This is a genomic window from Gabonibacter massiliensis, from assembly GCA_001487125.1.
Taxonomy (GTDB): domain Bacteria; phylum Bacteroidota; class Bacteroidia; order Bacteroidales; family Marinifilaceae; genus Gabonibacter; species Gabonibacter massiliensis.
Genome location: LN913013.1, coordinates 537,705 through 559,266, shown reverse-complemented (window position 1 = coordinate 559,266; position 21,562 = coordinate 537,705). Strand labels below are relative to the sequence as shown.

The following is a 21,562-nucleotide window of genomic DNA, read 5'->3' as shown; positions in this document are numbered from 1 at the left end:
ATACAAAATGAAAACCGGAACGATTATACTATTAGTAGGATTAGGCTATATATGGCTAAACGATCTTTTTCTCTACCTCGAAATAAAACGTTACCTGAAAAGTAAAACGGGAAAAATTCTATACGCGATACACTCGTTGCTATTTATCATCGGGTTGTTAAGTTATCATTTTATCATTCCCCGGATAAAATCCCCGGAAGCCTATTTTTGGTTTGGAAAAGGGATCGCTGTTTTATTCTTATGTTATGTCCCCAAAACAATCTATATCGTATTGAATGGTATCGCCTTAATGGTCAGACGACTGAAACTGTTATCAGGCATAATCCACTATTTCGCTTTCGGATTGAGTGTCTTGGTTTTCTTCGTTATTTTCTATGGAATAACGTGGGGAAGATACGATTATAAAGTGGTCAAACAGGAGGTATGCATAAAAGAGTTACCGGATACCTTCGACCATTTTCGCATCGTGCAATTAACGGATCTTCATCTGGGGAGCTACCGGAAAGGGTATGCCGGTATATCTGAACTCGTCCAAAAAGTAAACGCTCTCCAACCGGATCTAATTGTTTTTACCGGAGATATGGTGAATAATTTCGCTTCCGAAATGACTCCTTGGCAAGATACGTTAAAATTATTAACTTCCCGCTATGGAAAATACGCAATAACGGGAAATCACGATTACGGTCACTATACGCGTTGGAAAACGGAAGAGGACCGCAAGGAGAACCTCGTCCAATTCTTTAAGAATATGCGAGATATGGGCTTTCATATGTTGAATAACACGAATATACCGCTCATTATTCAAACGGACACGATTTATTTGTCGGGAGTCGAAAACTGGGGACTACCTCCTTTCCCTCAATATGGAAAACTCCCCGAAGCGCTGCGAGGAACAGAAGGCCACGTGGTGATTCTCCTTTCTCACGATCCTTCCCATTGGCGCCAGGAAGTAATTTACCATCCCGTGGCTTTAACTTTGGCGGGGCACACGCACGCGATGCAAATGGGAATCCAAATAGGTCGATTCCGATGGAGTCCCTCTCAATACATCTATCCGGAATACAACGGTCTTTACAAACACGATCGGCATCAACTCTATGTATCCCGAGGTGCAGGTTACTTGGGATTTCCGGGACGCATAGGGCAACGTCCGGAGATCACGTTAATAGAATTAACAAATGATTGCAAACAATGAAAGTAAACAAGAAGAAGTCGTTCAGTACGAAACTGACCATATACATTATTTCAGTCTGTGCTGCCATCTACGTGATAATCTTTATCATGCTGTACGTGATTCCTAAAATCTCGCAATACAAGACGGTAGTCACCTACGCCGGGATGATAACGGAAAAGGTATCCGAAAGAATCTCGGAACAAGGTAAAAACATTGAGCGGGTCAACTCCATGTTCAAGTTAGAACCCATGAAAAACTTATTGATCTCCGAAGATACCTCTCTTTACGTTCAAGTGTTGAAAAATACGCCCGAATTATGCGGATTAGCGATGGAGTTCGCCCCGGAATACAGAGACTACGATATCTATGTTTATCAAAACAACAACCGAATTCTTGTCAAGAAACTCAATCATTCCGAAAAGCATTTTTCCGATGAAAGACTCCACGCTCAAACCTTGCAGAAAAAAGGATCTTATTGGAGCCGCCATTATTCCGATACGCTGTTCGTAAAACAGCGCATATTCTCCCGTTACGAACCGATTTACAATGCAGCCCAAACCTTTATCGGCTACCTCCGTTTAGACGTCCCCATCAAAGAATTCACCAAATTCGTTCGAGATCTGAAATTATATCAAACGGGATATTGTTACCTGTTAAATCAGGAAGGAATCATTCTTTCTCATCCCAATCAAGAGATAAAACGATATGCCAACATCTGGCAATACGCCAAAGCCAAAAATATCGATTACGATAAGATTATCAACCGCATCGTTAAAGGAGAAGACGGTACCGATAAACTTACTGTAGAAGGAAAGAACTTTTTCATTCATTTTAAACGTTTGCCCCATACCAATTGGTCGTTGGTAACGCTTTGCCCGTTCAATGAAGTATATAACTCCATATCCAACATTAGTGACCTGATTCTAATCGGATGTTTCATTTGCCTGCTCCTGCTCTTTTGGATCATTATCCGCATTATCAGGCAAGTGTTTAAACCGTTACGGCAATTCGCTACCGTCACCCGTACGATTGCAGACGGTAATTTCAACGTTCCCATACCGGAAACAAACGATAACGACGAGCTGCGGGAACTGCGGAACTCATTTATGTATATGCAGCACCGAATTATCGAATCCATCAAAAACCTGAAAAAGACAACGATGGAGAAAGAAAAGTTCGAAAGCGAAATCCGGGTTGCACAAAACATTCAGGAACAATTTTTACCTACCTCGAATAAATTGGACAAAGAACACATCTCCCTCTATTCCGTGCTGGAACAATCAAAAGCGGTAGGAGGAGATATGTACAGTTACCTCGTCAAAAACGACCTGCTCTACTTCACGGTAGGAGACGTACGGGGTAAAGGAGTCCCGGCCGCACTCTATATGGCCTCTGTCTGCACGTTATTCAATTATATGGCAACTTCGAAACAATCTTCAGCCAGCATATGCAACACGCTCAATGATTATTTATGCAGCAATTTGAACGAAGACATGTTCATAACGATGTTCGTGGGTATTTTAAATTTAAAAACCGGCCTGTTGAATTACACGAATGCGGGACATCCTTACCCTATCGTCCAAAGGGAACAAAGAGAGAATAGCATGTTTCTGGAAGAGGCTTTGGATATTCCTATCGGGATTATGAAGAATGTTTATAAAGACACGCATCTCCAACTCTACCCGGGCGATACCCTCCTCATCTACACGGACGGAATCAGCGAAGCACAAAACGAAGCCCGGGCGTTTTACGGCAAAGAAAGATTATTGCAATTCGTCAAAACCCTTCAAACCAGAACCCCGGAAGAGCTGATCGACGAAATTTTGGCAGATCTGATTAATTATATCGGAGACATGGACGAAGCAGATGACTTAACCATGTTGTCTATAAAGTACTTGAAAAACGATCAAATTATTTACTTTTAAAATCACGATCCAATACCTGAAGATAAGCTTTAACCAATTCTCCGGCTTCAGGATTCACGTTATTACCCAGATTCCGTTTGGTTCCCAACTCGTAAATATAGGCTCCATCGCCGTTAACTACGGCTATCGCGTTGGGATAAGCGTAAAAAGCAAAGGGTATCACGGAAGGATTCAATAGATTCTTACTATATTTAAAAGCAGAAGCGTCCATCCCCAATTGGGCATACAAGGTCGCCACCATATCGGTCTGCGAGCCGATAGTGGAGACGACCGAATCCCTCACCGACATGACTCCCCCCGTAAAGACCATCGGAATTTCATAAGCTTCAGGAACAAACGGTTGCAAAGGACCTATGTGTCGCGTTCCATGATCTGCAATCAATACAAAAAGCGTATTGTCCCATATTCCGGCCTTCTTGCACTTTTGAAAGAATTTTCCCAGACACGCATCGGTGTATGCTATCGCATTCTTTAATTTGGAACCGTTATCTTCTCCCGGAAACTTCGTCTCCATCGGGACGACAAAGGGTTCATGGCTACTCATGGTAAACGCCATATAGAGATAAGGTGTCGGGGCTTTCAACAGGTCTTCATACAAACGATCCAACAGGTAACCGTCGTGTACTCCCCATTTAAAACGATTTTCAATAGCTTCTCCTGAAAAATCATCTTCGGTTACGCTCTCCTGAAAACTCATGGTAATATAAGAACGGAAACCGCCGAAATTCAAATCCCCGGCATAATAAAAACGGGTAGCATATCCCTCCTTCTCGAAATCGACCGGAAAACGTGGATGACCGTATGTTTTATTCGGATACTTCAACATGGATACCTTCGGATAGGAAGGAAAACCACCGATAACTCCTTGAATACCTCGATCCGAACGGTTTCCGGTAGCGTAAACGCGAGAAAAGAAAATTCCTTCCCTGGCAACGGCCTTTAGATTAGGCATAGCCTCCAAGGCCTGAGAAGTGAATGTTTCCAATAAAAATACAACTATATTGGGACGATCTGTCTTCAACACCTTCGGGAAATTTCCCCGCTCCGTATAAATACTATCCACCAATTGTTGGGCTCTCTCTAATGGCATGAAATTATAAGAATCTTTTAATTTCCCCATATGCATCACCTCATAGAGAAAATTCCAAACCGGATTTACCGCAGCTTGATTGGCATACATGTTTTTATTGTTAAAAAACACGAAACTGACATTCATCGGGGCAACATTAAACCCACCCCTTACGGGAATGATCATAATCCCCCCCAATAATATATACACAATACTATGCCACCACTTATCTTTTCCTTGTTTCAAACCCGTCGAAATCCATCCGCGATATAAATAATAAAAACCCGCAACCAAAAGAACGCACAACAGGACTAAAACCGCAATAAGCCACACCGGAGTCGAAGCCATTGCATCTCCCGGTGTTTTCAAATAAGTCAAAGGCGTGGAGTCCATATGGTATCCCCAATTTTTAAAAAGTTCCAAATCTCCGCATACGATCAAGCTACTCACCGTCAGCAATAAAATTGTCAATACGGCATATACGACTTTCAATATTTTCAACGGCAAAAATATTCCGACAGCCATAACGACACAAGCCAACATCATGACGTATCCGCCATAAGAAAGATCCATTCGGAATCCTCCGATAAAAATCATGAAATAGTCATGCAGAGTCAACGAAACGGTCTCCTGATATTGATACAATAAAAACAACACCTTCGCCACCAGGGCAAATACGATCCATAACAGATAATATTTCAGTAGAAACAGTAATTTTGCCTTCATGATTTACTTATTCCGATTAAAAAGGTGCGTCGTTCGTGTTGACAGCACGTTCAAAACTTGCGCCTCCTTCTTTAAAATCCGTATTCAGGGGCTCTACCGGTAAGGTGTCCTCGTTCATTTTGGAACTGAATGTTCTCGTCACGACATCCGTATTCTCAAAAGCAAAAGGCGAAGTTCTTTCCAAATCACAAAACTGAGCCAGTTCGTTCCTGAAGCGTAATTGCACCTCTCCTACGGCTCCATTACGATGCTTGGCAATAATGATATCCGCTATCCCCTTTAAACTGTTTCCCATACTGTCCTCCAAGATTCCGTATCTTTCCGGACGATGAATGAAAAGTACCATATCCGCATCCTGTTCAATGGCTCCGGATTCGCGCAAATCCGATAACATGGGTTTTTTAGACTCTCCCGTACGTTGTTCTACCCCCCGGTTCAACTGAGACAACGCTATGACCGGAATATTCAACTCCTTGGCTATAATTTTCAACTGGCGGGAAATCATACTCACCTCCTGTTCCCGGTTACCTCGCATATCGGCTCCCGCAGTCATCAACTGCAAATAATCGATAATCAAAACCTTTATACCGTATCGCTGTTGCAAACGCCGGCATTTGGCCCTCAATTCAAATATGGAGAGCGCAGGCGTGTCGTCCACGTAAATCGGAGCATTCATCAACGCCCTTATCTTGGCATGAAGTTGCTGCCATTCGTCATCCGTCAATCGTCCGTTTCGTATTTTTTCAGATCCTAATTCCGTCTCGCTGGCAATCAAACGGTTCACTAATTGCACCGAAGACATCTCCAACGAGAACAAAGCGATGGGCTGCTTATGCATAACAGCCATGTTTCGAGCCATAGATAAAACAAATGCCGTCTTACCCATGGAAGGACGGGCTGCTATAATCACGAGATCCGAAGGCTGCCAGCCGGAAGTGATTTCATCGAGAGCGGTAAAACCGGAAGGAATACCGCTTAAACCGTCAGGACGTTTCCCGGCCAACTCGATTCCCTTGAGCGCTTCGTCGATAATGGCATTAATTGCCGTCGTCTCCTTCTTTATATTACCTTCGGCTATCTCAAAAACGGTCTTTTGGGCCATATCCACCAAATCGGCTACATCCGTGGCATCATCGTAAGCCCGATTTTGAATATCCGTACATACCCGTATCAACTCCCGCTGAATGTATTTCTGCACGATAATACGAGCGTGAAACTCGATATGTGCGGCTGAGGCGACCCGGGAAGTCAATTGAGACAAATAGTAAGGTCCCCCCACCTCCTCCAGAAGTCCGAGGCGTTTCAACTCTTCGCTAACCGTAAGTAAATCGACAGGTTCGTTATTAATAGATAAATTCTGAATAGCTTGATATATCTTCTGGTGAGACTCTTTGTAAAAACAATCCGGCTTCAAGAAATCGCTCACCATAATGAAAGCATCCTTCTCCAACATCAATGAACCCAAAATCGCTTCTTCCAGATCAATTGCCTGAGGAGGCATCTTTCCGTAATCCGATTGCAATGATTTATAATTATATTCCGATCTTTTAGCCATACTTTTTTGATTTACAAAAGATTGTCCAATAATAATATCCATATACAAAATTATCGAACAAGCATTTGTTTCCTGTTACAACATCATTCGCCGAGCTATCTCCATTTTTATTGATTCAAAGATAGTAATTATTTTAAACTCAAAACTCGTATTGTCAAAATGTACGGCCGGATTTTTAGCCGATGCTACACAGTCCGACCCTAAAAACAACCGGTAACGACTCTCCCAATCACAGGACCTCCGAATCATTGAATTACTTTCAATTCTTTTAATTTCCAGAAACAGCGAACGGTAGCCTCGACATCCGCCAACGCATTGTGAGCATCGTCAAATCCCGCGCCAAACAAAATCTGATGCAATTCGGATAATTTCGGAGATTTGAAGCCCTGCTTGCCGGGCAATTGGCAGTAGGCCTTGGAAAGCTTCATCGTACAATATTTAGGCTTCAAAAATAAGGAGGTCATCATTCTGTTCCGTTCAAATTCCGCACCCACAATACATTCGTCAAAACTAATATTATGAGCGACAAGAGCATAAGCTTCATCCATCCTGTCGGAAAATAAAGTCAAAACAGATTCTATATCCTCTCCTTCGGACATCGCTTTAGCCGTTGTTATTCCGTGTATTCGCGAAGACTCTTCCGGAATCGTAAACCCTTCCGGTTTAATGATATCATTCCGTTTTTCTATGATCCCTCCTTTATCATCACACATAACCCAAGCCAATTGAACCAATCTCGGCCAATTGTCCACATCCGTCACGGGAGCGTTCCAACGCTTCGGCAAACCCGTCGTTTCCGTATCGAAAAATAAATACATAACAATATTTTAATAGCAAGCCCCTGGAATCTCCCGGAACTTGATTACTCGTTATCGAAACTTTTATTATACTGGTGCATAGCCCTATAACTCATTCCCATACTCGAAAATCCGCCATCATGATATAAATTCTGCATGGTCACTTTCCGCGTCAAATCCGAAAACAACGTAATACAATAGTCCGCACACTCATCCGCCGTGGCGTTCCCCAAAGGAGACATCCTTTCTGCAAAATCAATCAAAGAATCGAAACCTTTGATTCCGCTCCCGGCAGTCGTAACAGTCGGCGATTGGGATATCGTATTTACCCGGATTCGCTTTTCCCTTCCGTAAATATATCCAAAACTACGGGCGATGGATTCCAACATCGCTTTCGCGTCTGCCATATCGTTATACTCGAACATCGTACGCTGTGCCGCTACATAAGAAAGAGCGACCACAGACCCCCACTCGTTGATAGCATCCAATTTTTTAGCCGTTTGCAATACCTTATGAAACGAAACGGCTGAAATATCCAATGTTTTTTGTAAAAAATCGTAATCCAAATTATCGTATGATCGTTTTTTACGTACATTCAGCGACATAGCCACCGAATGCAGGATAAAATCGATTCTCCCTCCCAAATGATCCATGGCTTCCTTAAACAACCTCTCCAAATCCTCCGTATTCGTAGCATCTGCCGGGATCAACGGGATATTATTTTTAGCCGCAAAATCCTTCACCTCACCCATCCGAATGGATAATTCCGTATTGGTCAAAACGATTTGAGCTCCCTCTTCCAAACACTTTTCCGCTACTTTCCAAGCAATCGATTTATCATTCAGAACACCAAAAATAATCCCCTTTTTACCTCTCAATAAATTGTAACTCATACTTAAAAATTTAATTCTACTTTGTCAAAACTCATACAAAGGTAGTTCTCTTTTTCGGAAAGCAGGAGATAAAAAACATTTTTTAGTAAAAAGCAGTATAAAAATATCTCCTGCCGATCGGCATTTGATGGATGCTAATAGCTTCGAACAAGCAAACGGGCATTTTCCAACGCCGCTTTACTGATTTCATGCCCACTGATCATTCCGGCAATCTCCCTGATTCGTTCCTCCTCATCAAGCCATTTGATGCGGGATACCGTGTTAGCTTGCCCGTCTTCCTTGTATACCTTGAAATGATTCGTCCCGGCCGCCGCTATCTGAGGCAAATGGGAAATACTGATAACCTGCATCCGGCAAGACATTTCCCTCATCATGGAAGCCATTCTATGAGCGATCTCTCCCGATACTCCCGTATCAATTTCATCAAAGATAATGACCGGTAATTGCCTGTTCCTGCAAAGTATATATTTCAAGGATAACATGAGTCTCGATATTTCTCCTCCCGATGCGACTCTCGACAACTCTCCCGGTTCTTGATTTTTATTTGCAGCAAACTTGAACTGCACATCATCTTTTCCGGACGCGACGAAATGATCGAGAGGATTGATGGAGATCGAAAATACGGCATGCTTAATTCCTAAACCGACCAACAAGGCACGCATCTCCTCTTTCATCTTACCTTCTCCTTCCACCCGGCTTTTGTGAATCCTCCCGGCCAATTTCTCCATCTCTTTTTCCAGATCTTCTATCTTCTTTTGTAATATATCTATTTGTTCAGAAAAGGAAACTATACCTTTCAACCTAATACCGATATCCTCTTTTATCCGAATTAAATCTTCTACTCCCTCAACCCTATGTTTGTGTAATAAATCATATATTACATTCAAACGCCCCTCCACACTCTCAACACGGTCCGGGGTATATTCTATACGCTCTCCCAGTCTCTCCGACTCGTCAGCCATATCTTCAAGTTCCAAAATGATCGATTGCAACCGTTCCTCGTATCCGGCAGCCTCTTTTACGACATTTCTCAAAGCAGATATATGATTTTTAACACCTTTCAACTGTTGCACGAGCGGAGTATCGGAACCCGTTAACAGGTAGCTTAACTCCAAAAAAGTGGTTTTTATATTTTCGGCATTGGCCAACACCCTCTGCTCCTCCTCCAGCTCTCGTTGCTCCCCCATTCTCAAATTGGCCGCATCCAACTGATTGAATTGAAATTTCAAATAATCTTCTTCCTTCTCCGCGGCAAGAACCCGCTCTTTTAACCGTGCCAATTCGGCAATCGACCTTTGACGCTCCCTATACCGGATTTGATAGGCAGCCAATAATTCCTGATTTCCGCAATAACTGTCCAGCACGTTTAACTGATATTCGGGCTGTCCGATAAGCAAAGACTGATGTTGCGAATGAATATCAACCAAAAAATCGCCCAACTCTTTCAACATCTTGTTATTTACCGGTGTATCGTTGATAAAGGCACGGGATTTTCCGTCAACCGCAATCTCCCGGCGCACGATTACCTGCTCGTCATAATCCAACTCGTTCTCGGCGAACCAATTCTCAAGAGCATATCCCTTTACCTGATAAGTCACCTCGATAACACATTTCCGACTCTTATCCATGATAACGGAAGAATCCGCACGTTGCCCCAGGGTCAAACCGATCGCCCCCAACAATATCGATTTACCGGCTCCCGTCTCTCCGGTAATTACAGAGAATCCCCCCGCCATATTGATCTCCGTGCGATCGATCAACGCGTAATTATTTATCGTGATGCTACTTATCATAACAAATTCTTCATGACTTTAGTTTTTGCGAAAATAGCAATTATTTTGAACTTTCGATTTTCAATTTTGAATTTAATTCGTACTTTTGCGCTCCGATTTAATATAGTTCTTTCAACATGACGAGTAGAAGATTAATTAGAATTAAAGTATTGCAACTTCTCTACGCTTTCTCTAAAAAAGAGGGAAACACGATAGCCGAAGGTGAAAAAGATCTGTTTAAAAGTATATCTAAAAGCACGGATTTATACTATTACATTTTTCTATTAATAACAGAGATCCAACGTAAGGCTTTTCTAAAAATTGATGCGGCCAAGAACCGAAAAGCACCGACGCGAGAAGATCTGAATCCCAATACTCGATTTATTGAAAATCCGGTTATAGCTCAAATCGCCGGTAACCGGAAATTCAAAACCTATATCAACGCCAATCTGATTTCCCTGAACGATACGCCTGAAATCATAACCAAACTTTACAATCATCTGACGGAATTGGAATGCTACAAAACCTATATGGAAAAGACCGATATCAGTTATGAAGATCATAAAAAAATGGTATTGGATATGATCGTCGATCTGATCGCTCAGGATGAAGAATTTTTTGAAACGATGGAAGAAAAAAATATCTTCTGGAATGACGATTTCGACCTGGTGCTGAGTATTGTATACAAGACAATCAAAAATATGAAATCGAATTTCAAAGAAGAGGATCTGTTTTTCATCGCCCTCTACAACGAAGAAGAAGATTACGATTTCGCTAAAACACTTTTCAGAAAAACAATTTTAGACAAGGATATAAACACGGAAATCATCGATAAATTCGCTTACAATTGGGAAATAGACCGGATTTCTGATATGGATAAATTGATTATGAGCACCGCCATTACCGAATTGAAATATTTCTCTTCTATACCGGTAAAAGTAACCTTGGACGAATACATCGAGATTTCAAAATCCTATTGCTCTCCTAAAAGCAGTGGTTTCATTAACGGGGTATTAGACAAAGTTGTAGCCCTATTGAAAGAAAACAACGAAATTCAAAAGATGGGACGTGGACTTATGGAATAAAGTAAAGGGTGGTAAACCACCCTTTACATTCTAAACTAAACTAACCAAACTTTTGTAATCACTACAATAGTAAATTTACGCTATACAAGCACTTCGGTAAATTTATAAGTTGTTTTTAAAAAAAGCAAGTTTTTTTTAATATTTAAATTGCAAGTTTTCTATTTTATAGTTTTCTATATAATCCATCGCCTCTTCCACGGAAGACAAAACTTCAAAAATACGGTCGTATCCGGAAGAAATAAATCCCTCTTTTTGGATGGTATGGATAAAAAGAAAAAAATATTCATAGAAATCATTCGTATTCAAGAATACGATAGGCTTATGATGCTCTCCTAACTGTTTCAACGTAACCACCTCCGTGATCTCCTCCAGCGTTCCCCACCCTCCAGGCAACGCGATAAAAGCATCGGCCCGCTCTCTCAACAAACTTTTACGCTCTTTCATATCATCAACAACCGTTAACTCGGAAATATCCCGGGCTGCAACACCCCGATCAACAATACAGCGAGGTATAATCCCGGTAACCCTTCCCCCTCCTTTCAACGTAGCTTCGGCAACCACCCGCATCAACCCGCAAGTAGTCCCTCCGTAAACCAAATTCCATCCCCGGGCAGCGATTTGCTTCCCCAACAGAGATGCTGCACGAACGTAAGTCGGGTCGATTTGTTCTGAAGAAGCACAAAAAACACAAATATTCATACCATTCAATTTATTTTCTAAAAAAATACCGCTTAACAATCGTCGAACCTAACAACATCCGAACCATTGAAAAGCAGTACTATTTTATTCGCTGTATCAAGCGTCAATCGTCGCATAAGTAGCGTTTTGTTCGATGAATTGCCGTCTTGGCGGAACATCATCTCCCATCAGCATGGAGAATATCCGATCCGCTTCGGCAGCATTTTCAATGGTGACCTGTCTTAACGTCCTGCCGTCCGGAGACATGGTCGTATCCCACAATTGTTCCGCCGTCATCTCTCCAAGACCTTTGTAACGTTGAATATGCAAGCTATTCTCTTTACCACCGCCCATCTCCTGTATCAATTGCAGTCTCTGTTCTTCCGTCCAGCAATAACGCTGCTCCTTCCCCTTCTTCACGGAATAAAGAGGAGGCGTCGCGATATAAAGATAACCGTTCTCGATAACCGACCTCATATAACGGAAAAAGAGAGTCATGATCAACGTGGCAATATGCGCTCCATCGACATCGGCATCGGCCATAATAATAATTTTATGATAACGTATCTTCTCAAGGTTTTCCGCCTTGCTATCCTCGGCCGTACCTATCGTGATTCCCAATGCCTGGAATATGATTTTAATTTCTTCACTCTCCCATACCCGGTGGGCCATCGCTTTCTCAACGTTCAATATTTTTCCGCGCAAAGGCAATATAGCCTGAAAACGACGATCCCGTCCTTGTTTGGCCGTACCCCCCGCCGAATCTCCTTCGACCAAAAATATCTCACAATTCTCCGCGTTATTATCGGAACAATCAGCTAATTTACCGGGAAGACCGGAACCGGAAAGCACCGTTTTACGCTGTACCAATTCTCTGGCTTTACGAGCCGCATGACGGGCTGTCGCCGCCAATATGACTTTATCCACAATAGCTCTGGCGTCTTTCGGATGCTCTTCCAAATAGTTGGCCAACACCGTACTAACCGCTTGCGCAACGGCTGTTCCGACCTCCGTATTTCCTAACTTGGTCTTCGTCTGGCCTTCGAATTGCGGTTCTGCCACCTTCACGGAGATAATTGCCGTCAATCCCTCTCTGAAGTCGTCGCCATTGATTTCAAACTTTAACTTATTCAACATACCCATATTTTCGGCGTAGGTTTTCAAAGTCTGCGTCAACCCGCGACGGAAACCGGCCAAGTGAGTTCCCCCCTCCATGGTATTGATATTATTCACGTACGAAAATATGTTCTCTTTAAACTCCGTGTTATAATGTAACGCAACTTCAATAGGTATACCGTTTTTCTCCGTAGTGATATGAATGGTTTCATCTATCAGCTTCTCCCGGTTGGCGTCCAAATATTCCACAAATTCTTTCAGTCCCTCTTCGGAATAGAAAACCTCCGATTTATATTCATTCGTATCGGGATCTATCATCCGCTTATCCGTAAGCGACAGACGAATACCTTTGTTCAAATAGGCTAATTCCCGTAAACGAGCCGCCAAGATATCGTATTTGTACTCGGTTACGTAAAATATCGTATCATCGGGTTTAAATAAAATCGTCGTCCCGGTACGATCCGTCTCTCCGACGACCTCTACATCTCCTAAAGGAGCCCCTTTGCTATACTCCTGTTTCCAAATTTTTCCTTCGCGATATACCAATGCCACCAATTTCTCCGATAAGGCATTCACACACGATACGCCAACCCCGTGCAAACCGCCGGACACTTTATAAGAACCTTTGTCGAATTTTCCCCCGGCATGCAAAACGGTCATAACTACCTCCAAGGCAGAACGATTCTCTTTATGGTGCTGCGCTGTCGGTATTCCCCGCCCGTCATCCTCGACCATGATCGAATTATCTTCGTTTATCGTGACTTCTATATTTTTACAATAACCGGCTAATGCCTCATCAATGGAGTTATCCACGACCTCATATACCAAATGGTGCAACCCCTTCGTGTTCACATCCCCTATATACATGGAAGGCCGCATTCGAACGGCTTCCAATCCTTCCAACACCTGAATACTATCCGCAGAATACTCTTTTGCTGCTGCTTGCTCTAATTCTTCACTCATTGATTTATATATTTTATTTTATTCCTGTATACAATACCAACCTCTTTCTTAAACATGCAAATATAAACATTTTTGTCCAAATAAACGAGCAGAATACAAGATATTTTTGTGGGGAAACATCACAACACAAATATTTGATAATAAATACATTACATCATATTTTATCTTCCATTGACCAGCAGATTGGCGATAAAGATCGTATCTTCAAGAACCGGTGTCAAAGAGAGGCAACCCGACACGATTCTCCCTTCTTCAACAATCAAGGGAAAATCCCTTTTCGTTTCTAAATAATAGCGATAAGCTTCACCTTGGCGAGAAAAACATTGCACTTGAAACACCCCTTCACTCTCTTCTGCCATATAATGCCTGAAAAGAGAGAGAGCCACAATCCCCATCGTGTATCTTAAATTGATTTCCACGCAAGGATGAATCCTATATTCACCCCGTTCGTCCCGATAAATCATCATATCGACCCCGAGGCAACCGATATAATTTTTACCGTATAACCTTTCTATAACCAGATTTACGGTATCCCGCAAAACCAGAAAATCTTTTTTTCCGACATAACGCGTAATTTTCTCTTCGATTTTTTCCTGTTTTCCCACGTAATTCCCCTTGTATCCGCCTTCCCCTCCCACGTAAAAATCAGACAATCCCAAAAAAGAGGAAATCCCATTGCCGTCAATCTCAAACTCCATGGCAAAATCCCATACCTTATCCCACATTTTTTCTACCATTACATATTTCTGCCTATGGAATATACCATTCATCCATTCGATCGTCTTAGAGGTCAGCTTTCCTTTCTCAAGCATAAATACTCCCCTTCCCGAAGAAGACCAAGGCGATTTTACAACGATACTCCCCTTCTCCGATAATCTTTTGACCTCCTCTACCGAATAGCATACTACCGGGACAAGCTCATCCGAAAAATCCATATAAGAGCGTAAAATGTGAAAATAATCGATCACTTTCCGGCGACTATACCACTCCTCCCGTCCCGGACCCCATTCCCCCATGATGCTCTCCGTAAACTCTTTTTTACATTGAGATTTCAACTTTTTTAATACATAATGCACTCTGGGACTCCACCCCCAAGGACGCAATTCATCGAAAAAGATCCGATCCGCTTCTTCCCAGGTAATTCCGGATTCGACCAGCCCAGGAAAAACCTCGCATTCTTTCTTAAAACAATCCGCTAAAGGGCTGTTTAACAAGACGAAATCTCCTTTATCCGCCAAAAAGGCTGGCAAAAATGCCAAATCGTTCATCATCTTTATAATCTTCACGGGAGGAGTATAACTAATTCGTCCATTGGCAATTGCCATCTCGTTATCCGAATTAAAAAAGTAAAGATTTTGCATCATGTTAAAATTTTGTGAACAACAACACACCATCGTGGTATATTTTTTGTATTATCCATACAAAATTATCGACAAAATGCGGTTAAGCAAAAAAAAATTATATAACGTTATAAATATTAATCATTCTATAACATAATTAACGAAACCTTTTTTAAGAATATAAGTATACACGCTTATGTGTCGATAATCGGTTAATGACAGAAAATTTAAATGAGATGATTTTACAATTAGCATTCGTTTTAACAGCTATCATTGTCGGAGCCCGCCTTGGAGGTATCGGGCTTGGCGTCATGGGTGGTATCGGACTAGGAATTCTTACTTTCGTTTTCGGCTTACAACCGACGGCCCCTCCCATCGATGTAATGTTGATGATTGTGGCCGTAATATCCGCGGCGGCCTGTATGCAAGCTGCCGGAGGATTGGATCTTATGGTAAAAGTAGCCGAAAGATTACTCCGTAAAAATCCGGCCCACGTAACCATTTTAAGTCCCCTGGTAACTTACATTTTTACGTTCATCGCCGGAACAGGTCACGTGGCTTATTCCGTACTGCCGGTAATCGCAGAGGTCGCCACGGAAACCAAGATCCGACCCGAACGTCCTTTGGGAATTGCGGTCATAGCCTCCCAACAGGCTATCACGGCCAGCCCTATCTCCGCGGCGACGGTTGCACTATTAGGATTATTGGCGGGATATGACATTTCTCTGTTCGATATTCTGAAAGTCACGATTCCCGCAACCTTGATCGGAGTATTGGCAGGAGCGATCTATTCCATGCGGGTTGGAAAAGAGCTGGTGGATGATCCGGAATACCAAAAACGATTGGCCGACGGAGAATTTTCCAATAAAAAATACCAAACCCAGGATGTAAAAAATAAAAGAAACGCCAGCATATCCGTATTCGTCTTTATTATAGCTACGGTATTTATCGTACTCTTTGGCTCTTTCGACAGTTTCCGTCCCTCCTATTTGATCGACGGAGAAACCGTCATTCTCGATATGCCTTCAATCATCGAAATCCTAATGTTGACAGCAGCAGCTTTAATACTCATGTTAACGAAAACCAACGGTTTAAAAGCCGCACAGGGTTCCGTGTTCTCCGCCGGCATGCAGGCCGTTGTCGCAATTTTCGGTATCGCGTGGATGGGTGATACTTTCCTGCAAGGAAATATGACAGAACTAAAAAGCTCCATTGAAGGAATCGTTACCCAAATGCCCTGGTTATTCGGAATCGCCCTTTTCGCCATGTCTATTTTGCTTTATAGCCAGGCCGCGACGGTAAGAGCCTTTATGCCCTTAGGAATCGCTTTAGGCATATCTCCTTATATGTTAATCGCCATGTTCCCGGCCGTAAACGGCTATTTCTTCATACCTAACTATCCGACCGTCGTTGCAGCTATTAACTTCGACAGAACGGGAACAACTCATATCGGAAAATACATATTAAATCATTCATTTATGATGCCCGGTCTTATCGCCACGGTTGTCGCCGTGGGACTCGGTCTGTTATTTGTCCAAATTTTTTAATAAACATAGCTTAATCGTTTAACTAAAATTGAGAAATCATGAAAATGTTAAAAAGAATCAGTTTGGTGATAGCCTTAGCGCTATTCTCGGTTGCAACCGTATTTGCACAAAAATTACCGAACATCCACATTCTTGCCACGGGAGGTACGATCGCGGGTACAGGATCTTCCAGTACGGGAACGAATTACACGGCCGGTCAAGTTGCCATTGGCACCCTGCTTTCTGCCGTTCCTGAAATTCAGAAAATTGCCAATGTTACCGGTGAACAAATCGTAAAGATCGGTTCTCAGGATATGACAGACGACGTGTGGTTAAAATTAGCCAAAACCATTAACACTTTGTTGGCCAGAAAAGATATCGACGGTATTGTGATCACTCACGGGACCGATACGATGGAAGAGACAGCCTTTTTCTTGAACCTGACCGTAAAAAGCAATAAACCGGTCGTATTGGTCGGAGCCATGCGTCCTTCCACGGCATTAAGTGCTGACGGACCGTTGAATCTTTACAATGCCGTCGTTGTGGCCGGCGCGAAAGAATCCATGGGCAAAGGCGTATTGGTAGCCATGAACGGCATCATTTTGGGAGCTCAAAGTGTACTGAAAATGAATACCATTGACGTACAAACATTCCAGGCCCCTAATGCAGGTCCCCTCGGATACATCTACAATGGAAAAGTTTTCTATAACCAAAGTCCGTTGAAAAAACACACCACGCAATCTATTTTCGATGTAACCAACTTAAATTCTCTTCCGAAAGTAGGTATCGTTTACAGTTATTCAAATATGGAAGGCGATGTCGTAAAAATGATGGCTAATAGCGGATATAAAGGAATTATTCATGCCGGTTTAGGAAATGGCAACATCCATAAGAATGTATTCCCGGAATTGATTAACGCACGTAAAAAAGGTATACTTGTCGTTCGCTCAACCAGAGTTCCGACAGGTCCTACTACCTTAGATGCCGAAGTAGATGATAATCAATACCAATTCATTGCTTCTCAGGAATTGAATCCTCAGAAATCAAGAATTTTACTGATGCTCGCCTTAACAAAAACCAACGACTGGAAGACGATCCAAGAATATTTCAACGAATATTAATCTGATTCTTTTATAAAGATAAACACCCCGGCATACAAGCCGTAAAAAGAATGTTGCCGGGGTATAAACCAAAAGAAAACGCTATCTTATGAAAAAAATAGTATTATTAGTATTGGTAATGGGTTGCGTACAAGGACTTTTTGCCCAAAGTACATCCAACGAGAAAACGCTTTTCGAAAGGGTTTCCAAAATCGAAAAGAAAGTAGACTGGTTCCACCTTTATTTGAACATGCAAGGAACATTCAACGCCAATTTTAACTACGAAGGTGTAAACGGACTTCAACAGGCTGCTTTCAAAATGAACCAATTGCGTATCGAGGCCAAAGGCAATGTTACACCGTGGTTATCTTACCGCTGGAGACAACGTCTGAACCGGGGAAGCGGTAACGGAAGCACGAATATCGATAATATGCCGACCTCTATCGACATTGCCGGAATCGGAGTAAGACTGAACGATCAGTTTTCTTTCTTTGCCGGTAAGCAGTGTACCGTATACGGAGGTATCGAATTTGACCTCAATCCGATCGAGATCTACGAGTATTGCGATATGATCGAATACATGAGTAACTTCATGACCGGATTGAATATCGCCTTCCAGGCCAACGAAAACCACCAAATCCAGTTTCAGATTTTGGACAGCCGAAACGGTTCAGTAGAAGATACTTACGGTGATATCAACGAAGTAGGTATCGGTAACGGCCGGGCCCCGCTCGTGTATACCTTAAACTGGAACGGTAATTTCTTCGACGGAGCCTTCAAAACCCGTTGGTCTGCCTCCATCATGAGTGAAGCTGAAAAAAAACAGATGTATTATTACGCTTTGGGTAATGAATTAACCTTGGGTGATTTCAATATGTATTTCGACTTTATGTATTCTGACGAAGATTTGGATCGTAAAGGAATCATGACCGACATTTTAGGCGGTAGAAACAACCTGGACAACCACGTGGCCTTCAATGCCAAATACATGTCGATGGTAGCCAAATTCAACTACCGCGTGGCACCGAAATGGAACGTATTCATCAAAGGAATGTACGAAACGGCCTCCATATTCAAAGCTACGGACGGAATTGAAAAAGGTAAATATCGTACTTCTTACGGTTATTTGGCAGGTGTGGAATACTATCCGATGGAAAGCAATCTGCATTTCTTCGCTAACTTTACCGGACGTTCTTATAACTTCACACACCGCGCAGCAGGTTACAATAATTACGATACTCAACGGGTATCCGTTGGATTCATTTACCAGTTACCGATGTTCTAATATAAAAAAATCCGGCAGATTCGAACTGCCGGATTTTTTAATCCAACCCGAAATCGTTTATCCTCCCTCCGATCAATTAATCACCCGATCACTTAATCATCTATTCGGATTATTCGCTTTTCAGCGAATGCACCGGATTAAGAGTAGCCGCTTTGTAACTTTGCCAACCCACCATCAATAAGGCCACGATACAAGCAAAAATACCGGCGACAACAAATATCCACCAACTAATCCCGATTCGGTATACATACCCGGATAACCAGTAGTCCGTCGCCCACCAACCGATCGGACAAGCAATCACGAAAGCAAACAGAATCCACCGGAGAAAACCGGATATCAACATCCTCAGTACTTCCCGGATCGAAGCTCCGTTTACCCGGCGTAAGCCGATCTCCCGCAATCGTTGTTGAATAAAATAAGTGGACATAGCCAATATACCCATCATGCTCAACATAACGGCTAACAAACAAAAAATACCTACCAAAGAAGCGGTACGTTCGCCCTCTTTGTACCACAAATTAATTCTATCGTCCAAGAAACCGGAACCATAAGGACGTCCTTCGATGAATTTCGCGTACACGCTCTTTACCCGTTCATATGCCTTTATCGGGTTTCCGGTAACCCTCACCAGAATCAAAGATCTGCCAAATCTATTACCGAACGACACCTCTAACGGCCCCATCGCCTCTTTAAATCCGGCGAAATGAAAATCATCCATAATCCCCAAGATGGGAATAAGCCGCCCATTCCGTTTGTATGAAGTAGGTTCACCTTCCAGTTCCAGGTTTTTTACGGCCGTACGATTCAGATAAACCCCCGGACCCGTTATCCCGGTAGGAGTCACCGGTATATTGAAAACAGAAAAGAAGGCCGTATCCGTACAATAAACGGTAAAACCGATCCACTTACCTTCGGATTCAAACGTGTTGTTATCTCCCCAAAAACCGGGAGCTCCCGAAGAGAAAGTACAGCTTTTTACTTCCGGCAATTGAGATAATTCGCTTCTGAATCCGGCATCCTGGCCATAATTTATCCTGTTCGTCAACCAAATAACGTTCTCTTTGTCAAAACCCAAATAATAATTTCGCATATAATCCGTTTGTCCCCGAATCACCAAGGTGCCGATAATTAAAACGATCGTCACTACAAATTGGAAACAGATCAATACCTTACCGTACACGCTCTTGCTCTTCCGGTGAAACATCCCTTTAACCACCTCCACGGAATTAAAACGGGTAACCATCCAGGCAGGCATAATGCCGGCAACGATACCCGTCAAAACGACAAATCCCAGAATACCGATAAGATTAAAAAGAGAGAAATGGTCTTTGATAGATATTTCAGTCTCCAACAAGGTATTGAACAAAGGCTCCATACTTACAGCCAATATCGCAGCTATGATAAAAGCAAGCATGCAAAGCCAAACGGACTCTCCGATAAACTGTTTGTAAAGATTGGTGTTACCAGCCCCCAGCATTTTTTTCACGGCAGCCTCCTTCGCCCGAAATCCGGCACGGGCCACCGACAGATTGTTGTAATTAATCAACGCCAAAAGAAAAATAATAACCACAATTGCCGTCAATATACTGACCAACACTTTACTGTTTCCGTGGGTAGCGACCCCGTCATATTCGCTGAAATAAATATCCTGTAAAGGTTGCAAATCGAAAATTTTCGCCCTACCCGACTTATAAATCCAATAACTCTCCTTAAAATCAGTCAATATTCGGGGAATCTTCGAGATCAAATCGGTACCCGGTTTAGTCAAAAAATAGAGTCCGAAAGAGTTGTTATCATTGTTTTTCAATAGTTCCGGACTCCCCCACATACGAGCAAGATACTCAAAGTTAACCACGGCATCACAAGCGTTAAAATGAGTATTTTTCGGCAAATCTTCCATGATCCCGGTTACCTTCAACCGGTGCTGTTCATCGAGTTCCACCTCCTGTCCGAGAGCCGATCCGTTTCCGAACAGCTTTCTTGCATAAGAGCGGGTTAAAACAATACTTTGAGCCGTACACAATACTTCATCCGGATCTCCCTCCAACAAACGAAAAGAGAAAATATTAAAAAAAGAGGAATCCGCCATAAGAATATTTATGTCCGACTTCTGCCCCTGTTCGTCGGTAACAATTACATTTTGCTGAAAGATTCGGGTATACGATTCGATTTCCGGATATTTTGAAGCCAACTCCCCTCCCACCAAAGTGCCGAAATAAGAACCGTAATCGGCAATCGCCCTGTAAATCCTATCCTTCTTACTATGGAAATTATCTACCGACAGTTCCTGATGAATATATACGCTCAACAAGATAACAAAAGCCATGGAAAAGGCAAAACCCGAAACGGTGATAGCAGTATAGAGCTTATTTCTCTGCAGGTTTCTAAAAAATATTTTTAAATTCGATAAATTCATACGGATTATCTTTAGTCCAAAGAGAATTATCAACCCTTATGCCATAAAAACAACCTGTTTATTGCCAACAAGGTACGCTCGAACGGTTCTCTTATCCTATCAAAAAATCATACAACGAGTGTATGATTTTTTGTCACTATCC

General features: G+C 42.4%; 15 protein-coding genes. 6 read left to right on the top strand and 9 right to left on the bottom strand.

Going from position 1 to position 21,562, the window contains the following annotated elements; translation table 11 throughout:
• Positions 1-7 precede the first annotated feature (7 nt).
• Together BN3283_RS06645 and BN3283_RS06640 are read left to right on the top strand one after the other, a co-directional pair.
• Positions 8-1,195, top strand: coding sequence for a metallophosphoesterase (locus tag BN3283_RS06645; RefSeq protein ID WP_059026143.1), 1,188 nt, complete (start codon positions 8-10; stop codon positions 1,193-1,195).
• Complete coding sequence (locus BN3283_RS06640) at positions 1,192-3,099, top strand: SpoIIE family protein phosphatase (RefSeq protein WP_041503682.1); 1,908 nt, start codon at positions 1,192-1,194, stop codon at positions 3,097-3,099. The genes BN3283_RS06645 and BN3283_RS06640 overlap by 4 nt, the downstream gene beginning before the upstream one ends.
• Here the strand turns inward: BN3283_RS06640 and BN3283_RS06635 are convergent.
• The 5 genes from BN3283_RS06635 to recN all read right to left on the bottom strand — a co-directional run bounded on the left by BN3283_RS06635 (position 3,086) and on the right by recN (position 9,932).
• Positions 3,086-4,894, bottom strand: coding sequence for an LTA synthase family protein (locus tag BN3283_RS06635; protein ID WP_059026142.1), 1,809 nt, complete (start codon positions 4,892-4,894; stop codon positions 3,086-3,088). The genes BN3283_RS06640 and BN3283_RS06635 overlap by 14 nt on opposite strands.
• A gap of 16 nt (positions 4,895-4,910) precedes the next feature.
• Complete coding sequence (gene dnaB, locus BN3283_RS06630) at positions 4,911-6,449, bottom strand: replicative DNA helicase (protein WP_041504043.1); 1,539 nt, start codon at positions 6,447-6,449, stop codon at positions 4,911-4,913.
• Between the two features lie 245 nt (positions 6,450-6,694).
• Positions 6,695-7,267 (bottom strand): 3'-5' exonuclease, encoded by a 573-nt coding sequence (locus BN3283_RS06625; protein WP_041503684.1) that lies wholly within the window; start codon positions 7,265-7,267, stop codon positions 6,695-6,697.
• A gap of 44 nt (positions 7,268-7,311) precedes the next feature.
• A complete protein-coding gene (locus BN3283_RS06620) occupies positions 7,312-8,139 on the bottom strand; it encodes an enoyl-ACP reductase FabI (RefSeq protein ID WP_041503685.1) in 828 nt (275 codons plus the stop codon).
• A 134-nt stretch (positions 8,140-8,273) separates the two neighbouring features.
• Positions 8,274-9,932: a DNA repair protein RecN gene (gene recN / locus BN3283_RS06615; RefSeq protein WP_059026141.1), complete on the bottom strand. Its 1,659-nt coding sequence runs from the start codon at positions 9,930-9,932 to the stop codon at positions 8,274-8,276.
• Between the two features lie 116 nt (positions 9,933-10,048).
• Here recN and BN3283_RS06610 point away from each other — a divergent pair, with 116 nt between their 5' ends.
• The gene (locus BN3283_RS06610; RefSeq protein ID WP_059026140.1) at positions 10,049-10,996 is read left to right on the top strand and encodes a transcription antitermination protein NusB; all 948 of its coding nucleotides are present in this window, start codon (positions 10,049-10,051) and stop codon (positions 10,994-10,996) included.
• A gap of 135 nt (positions 10,997-11,131) precedes the next feature.
• Here BN3283_RS06610 and BN3283_RS06605 read toward each other — a convergent pair whose 3' ends face one another.
• The 3 genes from BN3283_RS06605 to BN3283_RS06595 all read right to left on the bottom strand — a co-directional run bounded on the left by BN3283_RS06605 (position 11,132) and on the right by BN3283_RS06595 (position 15,117).
• Positions 11,132-11,695 carry an LOG family protein gene (locus BN3283_RS06605; protein ID WP_041503688.1) on the bottom strand — a complete coding sequence of 188 codons (564 nt, stop codon included), beginning with the start codon at positions 11,693-11,695 and terminating at the stop codon, positions 11,132-11,134.
• Positions 11,696-11,791: 96 nt separating this feature from the next.
• Positions 11,792-13,753, bottom strand: coding sequence for a DNA topoisomerase (ATP-hydrolyzing) subunit B (gene gyrB / locus BN3283_RS06600; RefSeq protein WP_041503689.1), 1,962 nt, complete (start codon positions 13,751-13,753; stop codon positions 11,792-11,794).
• A 161-nt stretch (positions 13,754-13,914) separates the two neighbouring features.
• Complete coding sequence (locus BN3283_RS06595) at positions 13,915-15,117, bottom strand: ATP-grasp domain-containing protein (protein WP_059026139.1); 1,203 nt, start codon at positions 15,115-15,117, stop codon at positions 13,915-13,917.
• A 212-nt stretch (positions 15,118-15,329) separates the two neighbouring features.
• Here BN3283_RS06595 and BN3283_RS06590 point away from each other — a divergent pair, with 212 nt between their 5' ends.
• The 3 genes from BN3283_RS06590 to BN3283_RS06580 all read left to right on the top strand — a co-directional run bounded on the left by BN3283_RS06590 (position 15,330) and on the right by BN3283_RS06580 (position 19,004).
• Complete coding sequence (locus tag BN3283_RS06590; protein WP_059026138.1) at positions 15,330-16,640, top strand: anaerobic C4-dicarboxylate transporter family protein; 1,311 nt, start codon at positions 15,330-15,332, stop codon at positions 16,638-16,640.
• 38 nt (positions 16,641-16,678) lie between these two features.
• Positions 16,679-17,740, top strand: a complete 1,062-nt coding sequence (ansB, locus tag BN3283_RS06585; RefSeq protein ID WP_041503691.1) for an L-asparaginase 2 — start codon at positions 16,679-16,681, stop codon at positions 17,738-17,740.
• 88 nt (positions 17,741-17,828) lie between these two features.
• The gene (locus BN3283_RS06580) at positions 17,829-19,004 is read left to right on the top strand and encodes a porin (RefSeq protein ID WP_059026137.1); all 1,176 of its coding nucleotides are present in this window, start codon (positions 17,829-17,831) and stop codon (positions 19,002-19,004) included.
• Between the two features lie 109 nt (positions 19,005-19,113).
• On the opposite strand, the gene BN3283_RS06575 is transcribed toward BN3283_RS06580, so the two are convergent.
• Complete coding sequence (locus tag BN3283_RS06575; RefSeq protein WP_059026136.1) at positions 19,114-21,420, bottom strand: ABC transporter permease; 2,307 nt, start codon at positions 21,418-21,420, stop codon at positions 19,114-19,116.
• Positions 21,421-21,562: the final 142 nt, after the last annotated feature.